Source organism: Paenibacillus phyllosphaerae (genome assembly GCF_014192105.1).
Lineage (GTDB): Bacteria > Bacillota > Bacilli > Paenibacillales > Paenibacillaceae > Paenibacillus_Z > Paenibacillus_Z phyllosphaerae.
This window is the reverse complement of sequence record NZ_JACHXK010000002.1, coordinates 249995-264271: the sequence shown is the minus strand read 5'-3', so window position 1 is coordinate 264271 and position 14277 is coordinate 249995. Positions and strand designations below refer to the sequence as shown.

Annotated in this window: 14 protein-coding genes; all 14 read right to left on the bottom strand. The window is 53.3% G+C overall.

Annotated elements, in window-relative coordinates; all coding sequences use genetic code 11:
- Positions 1–3 precede the first annotated feature (3 nt).
- On the bottom strand, positions 4–831 hold the full coding sequence (locus FHS18_RS05205; protein WP_183597713.1) for a hypothetical protein: 828 nt from the start codon (positions 829–831) through the stop codon (positions 4–6).
- A gap of 86 nt (positions 832–917) precedes the next feature.
- Positions 918–2045, bottom strand: coding sequence for an RNA polymerase sigma factor RpoD (gene rpoD, locus FHS18_RS05200; RefSeq protein WP_183597711.1), 1128 nt, complete (start codon positions 2043–2045; stop codon positions 918–920).
- A gap of 33 nt (positions 2046–2078) precedes the next feature.
- Entirely contained in the window at positions 2079–3929 is a 1851-nt protein-coding gene (gene dnaG / locus FHS18_RS05195; protein ID WP_183597709.1) for a DNA primase, read from the bottom strand.
- Between the two features lie 40 nt (positions 3930–3969).
- Complete coding sequence (locus FHS18_RS05190; RefSeq protein WP_183597707.1) at positions 3970–4440, bottom strand: YaiI/YqxD family protein; 471 nt, start codon at positions 4438–4440, stop codon at positions 3970–3972.
- 125 nt (positions 4441–4565) lie between these two features.
- Complete coding sequence (locus FHS18_RS05185; RefSeq protein WP_183597705.1) at positions 4566–5387, bottom strand: pyruvate, water dikinase regulatory protein; 822 nt, start codon at positions 5385–5387, stop codon at positions 4566–4568.
- A gap of 11 nt (positions 5388–5398) precedes the next feature.
- Positions 5399–7480, bottom strand: coding sequence for a glycine--tRNA ligase subunit beta (glyS, locus tag FHS18_RS05180; RefSeq protein ID WP_183597703.1), 2082 nt, complete (start codon positions 7478–7480; stop codon positions 5399–5401).
- A complete protein-coding gene (gene glyQ, locus FHS18_RS05175) occupies positions 7473–8360 on the bottom strand; it encodes a glycine--tRNA ligase subunit alpha (RefSeq protein WP_183597701.1) in 888 nt (295 codons plus the stop codon). Before glyQ ends, glyS begins: the two co-directional genes overlap by 8 nt.
- Before the next feature lie 374 nt (positions 8361–8734).
- Positions 8735–9484, bottom strand: a complete 750-nt coding sequence (gene recO / locus FHS18_RS05170; RefSeq protein ID WP_183597698.1) for a DNA repair protein RecO — start codon at positions 9482–9484, stop codon at positions 8735–8737.
- Positions 9485–9518: 34 nt separating this feature from the next.
- Positions 9519–9677: a YqzL family protein gene (locus FHS18_RS05165; protein ID WP_183597696.1), complete on the bottom strand. Its 159-nt coding sequence runs from the start codon at positions 9675–9677 to the stop codon at positions 9519–9521.
- 103 nt (positions 9678–9780) lie between these two features.
- Entirely contained in the window at positions 9781–10692 is a 912-nt protein-coding gene (gene era, locus FHS18_RS05160; RefSeq protein WP_183597694.1) for a GTPase Era, read from the bottom strand.
- Positions 10689–11138: a cytidine deaminase gene (gene cdd / locus FHS18_RS05155; RefSeq protein WP_183597692.1), complete on the bottom strand. Its 450-nt coding sequence runs from the start codon at positions 11136–11138 to the stop codon at positions 10689–10691. The genes era and cdd overlap by 4 nt, the downstream gene beginning before the upstream one ends.
- A 36-nt stretch (positions 11139–11174) precedes the next feature.
- A complete protein-coding gene (locus FHS18_RS05150; protein ID WP_183597690.1) occupies positions 11175–11537 on the bottom strand; it encodes a diacylglycerol kinase family protein in 363 nt (120 codons plus the stop codon).
- Positions 11537–12034, bottom strand: a complete 498-nt coding sequence (gene ybeY / locus FHS18_RS05145; protein WP_183597688.1) for an rRNA maturation RNase YbeY — start codon at positions 12032–12034, stop codon at positions 11537–11539. Before ybeY ends, FHS18_RS05150 begins: the two co-directional genes overlap by 1 nt.
- Positions 12031–14232: an HD family phosphohydrolase gene (locus tag FHS18_RS05140; protein ID WP_246427470.1), complete on the bottom strand. Its 2202-nt coding sequence runs from the start codon at positions 14230–14232 to the stop codon at positions 12031–12033. The genes ybeY and FHS18_RS05140 overlap by 4 nt, the downstream gene beginning before the upstream one ends.
- Between the last annotated feature and the right edge of the window lie 45 nt (positions 14233–14277).

Genomic DNA, 14277 nt, shown 5'->3' with positions numbered 1-14277 from the left:
TGTTTAGGCAACCCACGCAATCCATTTTTTTCGAAGCAAGAACAGCAACAAACCTTCCGCTACTATCTTAACAATTAATTGAAGCTGAAACCAATCCCGGTTGTCGACGAAGACTGCGGTATACAGTTCGGGCATGAGCCAGATGAGCGTACCGGCAATGAACAGCACGGCGGCCACCGGTCTCGACCAACGATGGAAGAACCAGCTGCACCAGGCAAATACGAATGAAGCCGGCAGCCAGTAGAGCTGCACCTCATACCAATCCGGCGACTCCGCATTGCGGGAGAGCAAGAGACCGTAGACGAGGAATGACGCTACCCAGCCAGATAAATGGAGAACCGGTATACGCGCCGTAATCCCGAACGCCACCCAGAACAAGGAACAAATACCCAGCCAGCCAACCTGCCAGCCCCATGCCTCTAGTCCATGCAGCTGCAGCATATACATCCCTGCCCCAAGCATCAGCAGCATCGCAACGCCGACCAAACCTAGTCCCAAAGCCTCATTCTTCAACCGATAACGCTGCCCGATCAGCAGGAGAATGAGCACGCCGGAGAGCGTGACCCCAATTTGCAATAGCGGGTGAAAAGCGTTAAAATGAAGTACAACGAAACAGATCAAGGAAAAAATTCCAAATGTAAGAAACCAGCTTTGCCATGATGCGGTCTTAATCGCTTTGGCCGCTTTCCCGGACAGGTGCAACGGCTCGCGTACCTCTCCCGCGTCGAGATACAGATTCAGCAGGAAGTCGCAATACTGATCCGGCAATAATTTGCTCCGCTGCCAATGCTCAATCTCTTTGATGATGACTTTACGACGTTCCTGATCCATATCAGCCGATCCTTTCAGATGCGCTAGTGTGAAGGTCTTTGATGGAAAAAAGACCTCGCTGCATCATGCAGAAAGGTCCCTCTCGTCTATTCCAGAAAATCTTTCAAACGTTTGCTTCTGCTCGGGTGGCGCAGCTTACGAAGCGCTTTGGCTTCGATCTGACGAATCCGTTCACGAGTAACGCCGAACACTTTACCCACTTCCTCGAGCGTACGCGTTCTGCCGTCGTCCAATCCGAACCGCAGACGCAGCACATTCTCCTCGCGCTCCGTCAACGTATCCAGCACGTCTTCCAGCTGTTCCTTCAGAAGCTCGTATGCCGCCGCGTCGGCCGGCGCGAGTGCCTCTTGGTCTTCGATGAAATCTCCCAAGTGCGAATCGTCCTCTTCACCAATCGGTGTCTCGAGCGATACCGGCTCTTGTGCAATTTTCATGATTTCCCGAACTTTCTCCGTCGATAAATCCATCTCTTGCGCGATTTCCTCAGGGCTTGGCTCACGACCGAGCTCCTGAAGCAGCTGTCTCGAGACACGTACCAGTTTGTTGATCGTCTCGACCATGTGTACTGGAATCCGAATCGTCCGAGCTTGGTCCGCAATCGCACGCGTAATCGCTTGACGGATCCACCAGGTAGCATACGTACTAAATTTATAGCCTTTGGTGTGGTCGAACTTTTCTACCGCTTTGATCAGACCCATGTTGCCCTCTTGAATCAAGTCCAGGAACAACATTCCGCGTCCAACATAACGCTTGGCGATACTTACAACGAGACGCAGGTTCGCTTCAGCTAGACGGCGCTTCGCTTCTTCATCCCCGTGTTCAATCCGTTTAGCCAGTTCAACCTCATCGTCAGCCGATAAAAGTGGTACACGACCGATTTCCTTCAGATACATCCGGACCGGGTCGTTTATTTTTATGCCTGGCGGGAGTGCCAAATCATCATCGAAATTGAAGTCGTCATGCTCGCGATCCTGATCATCCCCCCCGATCGGGTTGTGATCCTCATCACGCTCATTCACCACTTCAATGCCGTGATCGTCGAGCTGCTCGAAAAACTCGTCGATTTGCTCCGGATCCTGATCAAATGGGGAAAGCTTCTCCATAATCTCTTTGTACGTCAAGGAGGATCTTTTCTTCCCTTGTTCAATCAGCTGTTCTTTGACAAGATCCAGCTTTTGTTCGGCATCCAATTCAGTATGTTGATCGTTCGCCATTTTACGACTCCCTCCCCCCTAGAAATGTCCACCCTACCGATTCTTAAGCTGTCTTTCTAGGGTATTGATCTCAATTCCAATTCTTGCAGCCAACAAGATGTCGCCGGACCGCTCTGCTCGCACCATATCTTCTCTTTTCCGTTCGATCTCCCGAAACAGCGGCACTTTCCGGATTTCTCTCACATAGTCCTCCAGCAGTTGCTCGTCGTATGGAATTTGATCCTCTGTCATTAAGATCGAAGCGGCTGTCCGTTCCAGACGGTCGTCTTGGAGCGATGCGATAAACCGGCTAACATCGGGATCATGACCTTGCGCATAATAAGCGTATAAATAAGCAGCAAGCGCTGCGTGATCCTCTACGTTAAAAGCCTCGCCGAGCTTGTCGTGCACCGTCTGCGCTACATCCGCATCTTGCAGCATTAGCGCAAGCAACCTTCGCTCTGCCACCTGGTAAGCAGGCAGCACTTTCGGAGCTGACGTTGGCGCGGGTGTAACCGGCATACGACGGTTTTCATTCCTACCATTATTCCACCAATTATCGTTATTATCCCTTTGCGGCTTCATTTTGTACGACTTCTCCCGGTGGGCGAAGACGTCCTGTTTCAGTACATCAAGGGAAATATCGAACTCCCGGGACAAATCTTTGAGGTAGATTTCACGTTCAATAGGCGAATCGAGCGCGGCAATAATGCCTGCTGCTTCAAGCAGGTAATTCTTGCGTCCTTCTTCTTCTAGGAGTATATGGTTTTTCTTGGCATATATTAGTCTAAATTTCGTGGCCGACGCCGGATGCTCGATGATTTCGCGCATAAACGATTGTGCGCCGAACTTCTCGATGTACTCGTCCGGGTCCATGCCTTGCGGTAGCATGGCCACCTGCACCCGCATCCCCGCCTTCTCTAGCAGCGGGATCGTCTTCATTGCCGCGGCCATTCCGGCATTGTCGCCGTCATAGCAGATAATGGCATCATCGGCATTACGCTGCAGAAGAGCAATTTGCTCGTCGGTTAGGGCGGTTCCCATGGAAGCGATACCGTTGTGCACGCCAGCGCTCCAAGACTTTATCACGTCCATGTAGCCTTCGAACAAGACGACATTCCGACTCTTGCGCATGGCTACCCGCGCTCCATGAAAGTTATAGAGCACTCTGCCCTTGGTGAACAGCTTCGTCTCCGGCGTGTTCAGATACTTCGGCACGCCTTCGCCCAGCAACCGGCCGGCAAAAGCGATCACTTTGCCATCACGGTTCCAGATCGGGAACATGATGCGATCCCTGAATTTATCATAGTAACCGTTGCCTTCGTTCCTTGCCGTCAACAATCCGCCCTTCTCCATCTTGGACAAGTCGAATTCTCGCTTCTCCAGGAATCGGGTGAGCGTATCCCACTCAGGCGGAGCGTAGCCGATATTGAACTGCTCGATCTGCTTGTCGGTCACGCCTCTGCCACGCAAATACGATAAGGCCTGCTGGCCATGTGTCGTATTCATGAGCAGATAATGATACAATTTGGCCGTAAGCTCATGTGCCTCAATGAGCTTATCCCGTTCCGTATCTTCCGTTCTTGGCTTGTAGTTCTGGGATTGCCAATCCAGTACTAAACCCGCTTCGGCCACCATATGACGAATGGCCTCGACGTGGGAATACTCTTCGATCTCCTCAATAAACTTGATGGAGTTTCCGGTTTTTCCGCACCCATAACAATAAAAAATTTGTTTCTCCGGCGTTACGGTAAAGGACGGTGTCCGCTCCGAATGAAACGGGCATAGGCCCTTCAAATACTTTCCGCTCTTGGACAGCTGAACGTATTTGCCTACCGTATCAACGATATCATAATGCCGAAGCACCGCTGCGTAGACGGAATCCGGGATTTTCTCATAACTCAATGAACGTCACCTTCATCCTATTAACACCTAATACTATTCGCTATGGTTCACCATTCTCCTGCCGACTTCTTAAAACTTTTGTCAGCTTTTGCTGAAAACGGAGACGGTCGTCGGCTGTCATCGCTTTTGGACCTTTCGTTCTTCCCCCGCTTCGGCGTTGTTTGGCGAGTTCATGGCGCCGCTCCATCAGAAAATCGATATTGCCATCATCGTACTCTTGGCCTCTTGGGGATAACGTAATGGCTCCTTTGGCAAGCGATACGGTAGCCAGCCCAAAATCCTGTGTGATGACAATATCGCCGGATCGAATATGATTCGCGATATAGAGATCCACAGATTGATCGCTGCGATCAACCTGCACCACCTCTATACCCGGCTCAGGCGTAATCCGATGATCATACGAAGCTACCATAAGAACCGCGGTCTGGAATAAATGAGCCGTCTCGATGATTTCCCTCTTGACCGGACAAGCATCGGCATCAACGACAATTCGGGGTTTTGCCTTATCCACTCTTACGTTCACCGCATTTTCTGGTAAAGTACCGTACTATTATATACGGCAAAGAACGAAAAAATCCTGCTTGTCAAGTGCTAAGCAGAAACTTTTTCTTTGCTGTTTCGCAATCAAACGATCAGCTATTCCTTTTTCGTCACATACTCCATAATCAAGCTCGCCGTCTCTTCCACCGCGCGGTGAGACACATCAATAACGACACAATTCAAACGCTTCATGATCGCATTGGCATGCTCAAGCTCACGTTCGATTCGAGCGGTCGTCGCATAGGCTGCGCTATCGGGCAGCCCTAATGCCTTCAACCGTTCCTTCCGGATGATATTCAAGTAGTGAACGCCGATCGTGAGTCCGATTACTTTCTCCTTCGGAATCTTGAACAATTCCTCAGGCGGTGTCAGCTCCGGCATGAGCGGCACGTTGGCCACCTTGAATTTCTTATGGGCCAAATACATCGACAGCGGCGTCTTGGATGTCCGCGAGACTCCGACCAGCACGATATCCGCCTTCGTAATCCCCGTCGTATCGCGCATGTCATCGTACTTAACGGCGAACTCGACCGCATCTACCTTACGGAAATAATCCTCGTCCAGCACATGATTGAGGCCTGGCTCTTGCCGGGATTTGCGCCCGGTCTTCTCCTCGAGGCTCGCGACGAGCGAACCGAGCAGATCGATCGCGATGACCCCTTGCTCCCGCGCCAGATTGTTCAGGTGATCACGAAGATGAGGGAGGACAAGCGTGTATAGGATAATGGCCCCCGCTTCCTTCGCCAATTCGACGATACGCGCAGCCGCCGCTTCGTCCTGGACGAAGGGCGCTCTGCGGATATCGGCGAAGATCGGATGAAACTGGGCAACGGCTGCACGTACGACGAGCTCGCCGGTATCTCCGGCGGAATCCGAAACGACATAGATGATCACTTCAGGCTGCGTACTCGCTGCCATGGCAATTCCTCCTACCAGACCAATTTGGATAAATCCGCGACTTTGGAAGCTTGCTCGGCAATAACGGCCAGCGTAGCCAGACGGTTCGCGCGAATCGCCTCATCTTCAGCCATTACCATTACACGGTCGAAATAACCGTTAATCGCGGATTTCAAACTCGCAAGATGCGAGATCGCGTACGCTGCATCGCCGGATTCGAGCGCTTGGGCTACTTGCGAGCTGACCGACTGCCATGCCGCATAGAGCGCATTCTCCGCATCATCGGCGAACAGATCCGGATTCACCTGATTCGTTGTCGCTTTAGCTGCCAAGTTGGACACCCGGGTCAGCGCGTCAACCACTAGCTTGAATTCCGCTTGACGTTCGCCGGCTGCCGCCGCTGTCACCGCCGCCGCACGCTCAACCGTTTGGCGAAGATCGCTAAATCCAGGCGCCATGACGGCATCGACTACATCATATCGAATACCTTGCTCAGACAGAACGTTTTTCACGCGCAGGCCGAAGAAATCGAATAGCTCCTTGCGAATCTCGGCTGTATCGCGTTTCAGCTGACGAGCCGCGTGAACGTCGAGCGCCAAATCGAACAGCACGTCGAGCGGCAGCTTCAAGTTATGCGCCAGCACGATCTGAACGATGCCCGCTGCCTGACGGCGCAGTGCATACGGATCCTGCGAACCTGTCGGAATAATGCCGATCGAGAAACAGCCGACAATGGTATCGATTTTGTCCGCGATACTAACGACGGCACCGACAAGCGACGCCGGCGCGCGATCGCCTGCAAAGCGCGGCTGGTAGTGTTCGTTAATGGCGACGGCAACTTCCTCGCGTTCGCCTGCCTTGCGCGCGTAATCTTCGCCCATCACGCCTTGCAGTTCCGGGAACTCGTAGACCATTTGCGTAACGAGGTCGAATTTGCAGATAGCAGCGGTACGGTTAATGTCATCCAGCACACGATTGTCCGCGTTAAGCGCAGCGGCGAGCTTGCTGGCCGTCACTTGAATGCGGCGGACTTTATCTGCCACCGAGCCAAGTTCCTCATGGTAGACGATGGTCTCCAACTTCGCGAGCGCATCCGCGATGGGCAGCTTCTGATCCTCTTGATAGAAGAACTTCGCATCCGATAGACGAGCGCGCAGTACCTTCTCATTACCCTTGGCTACCCGCTCGATCGACGTCCGGTCGCCGTTGCGAACGGTGACGAAATAAGGGAGCAGCTTGCCGTTGCCGTCAAGCACCGGGAAGTAGCGTTGATGCTCGCGCATGGAAGTAATCAGCACGTCCTGCGGGATGTTCAAGAAGGAAGCGTCAAACGTACCGGAGAGAACGTTCGGATATTCGACCAGGAACAGGACTTCCTCAAGAAGATCGTCCTTGATCCCGATATGCCAGCCCTTGTCGGCAGCAAGTCCGTTGATCTGCTCCAGAATGAGCTGTTCACGCTCAGTCACGTCCACAAGGACATGTTCTTCGCGAAGCTTCTGCACATACTGGTTTGGCTCGGCCACCGTCGTATCCGTTCCTAGGAAACGGTGTCCGCGCGTAACGTTACCGGTCTGTACGCCTGTAATCTCGAAAGGAATCACGTCGTTGCCGAACAGGGCCACCATCCATTTAATCGGACGGACGAACTTCAAATCGTAGGCGCCCCAACGCATATTTTTAGGGAACGACATCGATGTGATGAGCGAAGGCAAGCCTTCCGGAAGCACGTCCGCAGTGACCGCACCAACGCTGCTCTTGTTCGCATAGATGTATTCCACGCCGCCAAGCTCCTTGAAGAAGAACGCCTCCGGCTCCACGCCTTGACTGCGTGCGAATCCAAGCGCCGCCTTGCTCCAGTTTCCTTCAGCATCCAGCGCAATCTTGCGCGATGGACCTTTGACTTCCTCGTTCACGTCCGCTTGCTTCTCTTCTACATTAGTGACAAGGACAGCAAGACGACGAGGCGTGGCGTAGGCTTTAACCTCGCCGTGCGAGATTCTTGACGCCTCGAGCCACTTCACCATTTTTTCCTTCAACTGATTCATTGCGCCCCGTACGAAACGGGATGGCACTTCCTCCAGGCCAATCTCTAGCAGCAGATCCTTAGCCATTCGCGTTCTCTCCTTTCTTCAGCAGCGGGAAGCCAAGACGCTCGCGCTCTTCCAGGTAGGTCGCTGCACATGCGCGCGCCAGATTGCGCACGCGGGTAATATAGCCTGTCCGCTCCGTAACGCTGATCGCGCCGCGGGCGTCAAGCAGGTTGAACGTATGCGAGCACTTGAGTACGTAGTCATACGCAGGGAACACCAGTTTCTGCTCCATCGTTTTCTTCGCTTCTTCTTCGTACATGCTGAACAGCTGGAACAGCATCGCAGCATCCGATACCTCGAACGTATACTTCGAATGCTCATACTCCGGCTGCAAGAATACGTCGCCATAGGTTACGCCGTCTACCCATTCAAGGTCGAATACGTTTTCTTTGTCTTGAATGTAGGAAGCCAGCCGCTCCATACCATATGTAATTTCCACGGCAACCGGGTTCGCGTCAATACCGCCGACCTGTTGGAAATACGTGAACTGCGTGATCTCCATGCCGTCAAGCCATACTTCCCAGCCAAGGCCCCATGCGCCTAGCGTCGGGGATTCCCAGTTATCTTCGACGAACCGGATATCGTGGTGAAGAGGATCGACGCCAAGACGCTTCAAGCTCTCCAAGTAGAGCTCTTGAATGTTGTCCGGGGACGGCTTGAGGATAACCTGGAACTGATGGTGCTGATACAGTCGGTTCGGATTCTCGCCATAACGGCCATCCGCCGGACGGCGGGACGGTTCAACATACGCGACATTCCATGGCTCGGGTCCAATGGTACGCAGGAAGGTCATCGGGTTCATCGTACCCGCACCCTTCTCCGTGTCATAGGGCTGAACGAGAATACAGTTTTGCTCGGCCCAGAACTGCTGCAGGGTTAATATCATGTTCTGAAAATTCATGTGCTGCTCGACTCTCCTTTACGGACATTTTCGTGAATTTGTTTACGGGACGGATTACTCCCGTTTCAATTGAGGCATACGGACAGCATGCAAAAAAGCTCCCGCCCCTATGCCTGTACAGAATCAGACATAGGGACGAGAGCATATCTCCCGCGGTTCCACCCTACTTGGTCTTCTCGTGGAAAAGAAAACCCGCTTTCAATCGTAACTCGAACTCCAGAGTGCCCTTCATTAATCCATCGGTCCGGGCTCTCACTGTCCCCGGCTCGCTTCGACTGCGATGCGATTAATTACTTTCTCTATCATTGTCCGTATTCATAATTGTTTATCATAGCAATGTTGGGCATAGCTGTCAACTTGCTGCCTGGCTTTCGTCATTCCAGATTATATTTGTCCAACTGATCCAGGAAGGCGCGCGACTTGAGCTGCAGTCCGATATGCTGATCCATCAATTGACGCATGCCCTGCTTGAGCAATTTCTTCGTCTCCGGCTTCACCTGGATCTGTCCTAATCGCCTGAGATCCATCTGCCGGAACACGCGAAGCAACTTAAGCGCGCCATCGCTAAGCGCTAATGCTTGCGGATCACGATAGCTGCATCTGCTGCAGAGCACGCCGCCGCCGCGGGCGCTTAACACCATCGATCCCACGACATTCCCGCATGACATGCAGGTATCGAAATCCGGCGCATAGCCGGCTGCCTGAAGCATCTTAAGCTCATAGATATACGTCGTCACTTCAGGATCCTTGCCCTCTTCCAATGCGGTGAAAAAACCTTTGAGCTGCTCGAATATGTACGCGGTCGCCTCATCTTCCTGCAGCGCGCGATCCGTAAGCTCCGCAGCATAGGAAGCATAGGCGGCCAGCTCCAGCCCCTCACGTAAAACATGGTGAGATTCAATAATCTCACCATGCGTCAGCGTGCCCAGCCCGGTATTACGGAAATAAATAAATTCGCCATGCGTGAAGAGCTGTGCCAGAGAGCCATGCCTGCTCTTCGCTTTTTTTGCTCCGCGAATGATAATGCCTACCTTGCCATGCGTATTCGTCAGCAAGGTGACGATCTTGTTGCCTTCCCCATAATCCGTACTCCGAATGACCAGGCCTTCGACACGGTACTGCATGTTCCTCTCCCCTTACAACAAGCGCCGTCTTACTTCAGGTTAGCGCGTCTCCCTCTGACAGTTCAGCTGACTCGATAGCCTCATCTAAGGTAACGCCATCCTCAGTGGACGCGAACTGATCCATTTCCTTATAGAGCAAAAAGGCATCCACATCTCCGGTCAGTGTAAAATACTTCCACGAAAAATCTCGCACCCGTATTCCCCTCCGTCATTGGAACTTGTCTAGGGTCTTAGGATGGGATAATCCGCCTTAGCCTATGCCAAGCATAAATTGGATGCGAGAAGCCGTTATACCATTAGTCGTTGCGGAAACCGAGGTCCTTCAGCATCCGGTCCTGGTTGCGCCAGTCCTTCTTCACCTTCACCCATAGCTCCAGGAACGTCTTCGAACCGAGCAGCAACTCAATATCGCGGCGCGCCTGCTTGCCGACTTCCTTCAATAGCGATCCTTGCTTGCCGATGACGATTCCCTTCTGCGAATCCCGCTCCACGAAGATCACGGCGCCGATATAGACGACTCCGTTCTCCTGAACGCGCATATCCTCGATCGCGACCGCAATCGAATGCGGAATCTCCTCGCGCGTAAGATGAAGGATTTTCTCGCGAACAAGCTCGGCGACGACGAACTGCTCCGGATGGTCGGTCACTTGATCGGCCGGATAATATTGCGGTCCTTCCGGCAGGTAACGCGTCAGAACCGTGAGCAGGGTAGAGATATTGTTCCCTTGCAGCGCAGAGATCGGAATAATCTCCGCAAAATCATGCAATTCCTTATACTGCGTAATGAGCGGCAGCAGCGCCTCCGGATGAATCTTGTCAATTTTGTTCATGACAAGGAAGACTGGCGTATTCACTTTCTTCAGCTGCTCGATAATGAATCGGTCGCCGCCGCCAAGCCCTTCAGCCGCATCGATGAGAAAAAGGGCTGCATCGACCTCGCCAAGCGTCCCGACCGCCGATTTGTTCATAAAGTCGCCTAGCTTATGCTGCGGCTTATGAATGCCCGGCGTATCCAGGAATACGATCTGATAGTTATCCCCGGTATATACGCCGTGGATTTTGTTGCGCGTTGTCTGGGGCTTGTCCGACATAATCGCGATCTTCTGGCCGATCATTTCGTTAATGAGCGTCGATTTCCCTACGTTAGGCCGTCCGATAATCGCGACAAAGCCGGAACGGAAAGGCTCTTTTTTGTTTGCGTGCGTCATGTATTCTCCATATTCCTTTCGTCTATCAATGAAAAAGCGCCAGGCAGCAGTTCCACCATGTTGGTCAACTGCCAGTCGCCTTTAAGATTGGTCAATAATACCGGCATATGCGGTTCGCACAGCTCGGACAGCACTTGTCTGCATACGCCGCAAGGCGTGATCGGTTCCGCGGTATCGCCTGTCACGGCAATCGCCTTGAACGAGCGCGCTTTATGCCCATCGGCAATCGCCCGGAAGAGCGCCGTACGCTCTGCGCAGTTCGACGGGCTGTAGGCCCCGTTCTCGACGTTGCAGCCGAAGTGGATATTCCCGGTACTGTCGAGCAGCGCGGCGCCTACCTGAAAATTCGAGTAAGGCACATACGCTCTTTTGCTCGCTTCGATAGCGGCTTGTGCCAGTTCCTGCCACTCTTGCGGCAGCGTATCCTTCGTTCCTTTGCTTAGCATATCCTTCACTCCCCGAAAATTACGTATAAGTCCAAATTATAGGCCCAGCTTGTCCATCAGATGCGGGATAAATAGAATAGCCCCGACAACGACGGCGGCCGCCGCTGTTATAAGAACAGCGGCGGCTGCAGTATCCTTGGCCGCTTTGGCTAGCTTATGATAATCGGGGCTGACCAGATCCACGACGCATTCGATGGCCGTATTGATCAATTCGGCCGACAAGACGGCAGCGATTAGCAGAACCACCACGATCCACTCGCCGGGCGACAACCCGAGCCAGCTCCCTAGTACGATCACCGCGGCAGCGGCAAACAGATGGAACCGCATATGCCGCTGCGTACGCGCTGCATACCCCACGCCTTCCAATGCATAGCCAAGATTGCGCAGAAACTGGCGCATTAACGCTTCAGACCAACCTGACTGAGCACCGCTTCCTGCTTCTGGGTCATGACCGCTTCACTCTCGTCGTCCTGATGGTCGTAACCGATCAGATGCAAGAATCCGTGCACGAACAGGAAGCCGAGTTCACGCTCGAGGCTATGGCCGTATTCCTCAGCCTGCACGACCGCGCGCTCCGTCGAGATGATGATGTCGCCGAGCATCCCTTCGAACGGGATTGCCTCGTCTTCGCTCTCGACCTCGTAAATGATATCGAGTTCCTCATCCGTGGACTCTTGAATGGCAAAGGACAACACGTCCGTCGGACGGTCGATGCCGCGATATTCCCGGTTCAAGCTATGAATTTCTTCATCGGTGACGAAGGTGAGCGATACTTCGCCCTGTTCGATGCCCTCTGCTTCCGCAGCAAGCGCGAGCGCCTTCTCTAGGGTCGAGATGAACGATTCGGTAATCTCGACCTTCTCCTGGTCGTTGCTCCAATCCAACTGTATACTCATGCTAGCTTCTCCTTTGACTTCACATCGTCCGGGTATTCAATGCGGGAGTGGAAAATCCCGATAACCGCTTCCTTCAGCGTCTGGGCAATGGTGTCCAGCTCCTTCAGCGTCAAGTCGCAGTCACTGAGCTGACCATCATCCAGGCGCCCTTTAATAATTTTGTTGATCATCGATTCAACTTGCTCTACCGAAGGGTTGCGCAGCGAGCGTACCGCCGCTTCGACCGAGTCGGCTATGCCGACAATGGCCGCTTCCTTCGATTGCGCCTTCGGGCCAGGGTAGCGGAAATCGTCCTCCGTGAAGTCGATCTCCACGCCTTCCTCTTCCGCCTGCTTCATTGCTTTATGGTAAAAGAAGGCCAAAAACGTCGTGCCGTGATGCTGCTCCGCGATATCCCGGATCGGCTTCGGAAGATTGTAGGACTTGAGCATCTCCACCCCGTCGCGGGCGTGGGCGATGATAATGGATTTGCTCAACTTAGGCTCGATATGGTCATGCGGATTCTCCATGTTCGTCTGATTCTCGATAAAATAGCTCGGGCGCTTCGTCTTACCGATATCATGATAGAACGAACCGACGCGGCACAACAGACCGTTGGCTCCGATCGCCTCGGCGGCAGCCTCCGAGAGGTTGCCGACCATGACGCTGTGATGGTACGTCCCCGGCGTCTCCGTTAACAGCTTGCGCAGCAGCGGATGATTCGGGTTCGACAGCTCTACCAGCTTCAGCGCAGATAGAATGCCGAAGGTCACCTCGAAGAACGGCATAAGCCCAATAACCAGGATAGCTGTCACTAATCCGCTCGCGAATGCAAAGGCCACCGTCAATATCAACTCTTCCTTGGCAGGGAACTCGCCGAGCATCATGATGGATAATACGGTAGCCGAACCGAACAGGCTGGCCATAATCCCCGCCTTCAGGATGGTAGATCGCTGACCTGCGCGATGGATGGCGAAGATCGCCGCGAACGAGACGACCGCCGTAACCAGCCCGAAGTTGAAGTCGAAGATCGTGTTGGACTGATTGTTGAAAATAACGCTCGCCGCGATGGCGAACAAAAAGGTGCTCATTATCGCCAGCTGCGCATCTAGGAGAATAGCGATCAGCATCGCGCCCATGGCCGTCGGGGCCAGGTAGCCGACATAAGGCATCGTGTCCGTCTGCGTGAGCTGCACGATCTCCATGGCGAGCAGATTCAGCAGGAAGATAAGGCCGAGCATCGCCAGCTGGGAGTTATTATAGTGCCCGCCTTTGCGGTTCAGGCTGGAATACTTCTCCAAATAACTGTAGATGACGAGCACGAATAAAAGCGATAAGAGCAAGAGGCCGAACTGCGGCCAATAGTTCTTCTCATCCTGCAGCCAACCGAAGGTCGACAGGCGGTCATACAGCTCCTGGGTGACCATCTCGCCTTTGTGCACGACGATATCGCCCTGCTTGATCATGACGGGCGGCGTATCTTCCTTGGCCTTCACTTTTGCTTTATTCGTCGCCTCGGTATCAAGGAACTTGTTCGGCATGATGGAGAACCGCGCCAGCTCCTGGACGATCTCCCTGGTCTTGCGTTCGCTCAACGTGCTCGCGTTAACCAATTCCGCTACCTTCGTGCGCGCCGTCTCCGCTTCGCGAAGCGAATCGAGCAGCAATTTCTTGACGATATCGATCGCTACGGCGCGCATCTCCGTCAATTGCGCCGCCGTTAAGCTCGGAAGCTTGTAGAACGTCTCTTCCGGCAGACGATAAGCTTGCGCCTTTACGACCTGCGACATCTCATCGAGCAGCGTATCGTTATAAATTTCATTACCACGGTTACTGCTGACGAACTTGTCGACGTAGTCGTTATAGAATTGCGGAATCTCGCTGCGATAGATATTCACCTTATTCTGCTCGGTCACCTGATCATCCTGATTCAGCTGCTCCAGCCGGGTGAATATTTGCTCCAGCATCGCTTCCCCGCGAAGCGCAACGATGGAGTAAATCGGCTCTACAAGCTCTGCCGCTTTCTCCTGCGCCTCAAGCGTGGCTTTCTTATCTTCGATCGGACCGGGCGCTTCGATATTCCGGTCGCTGCGCTTGCCCGGCTCAATGTCATAGGTCGTCGGCAGCACGTGCGGAGCCAGACAAAAATAAAATAATACGACAAACAGAAGCAGCAGTACCGAGCGGATTGCCGGGCTGTGCTTCCAGCTGCTCAACATGGTGATCTCCTCCTGCGATGGACATCCCCCTGCTAGGGAACTTTT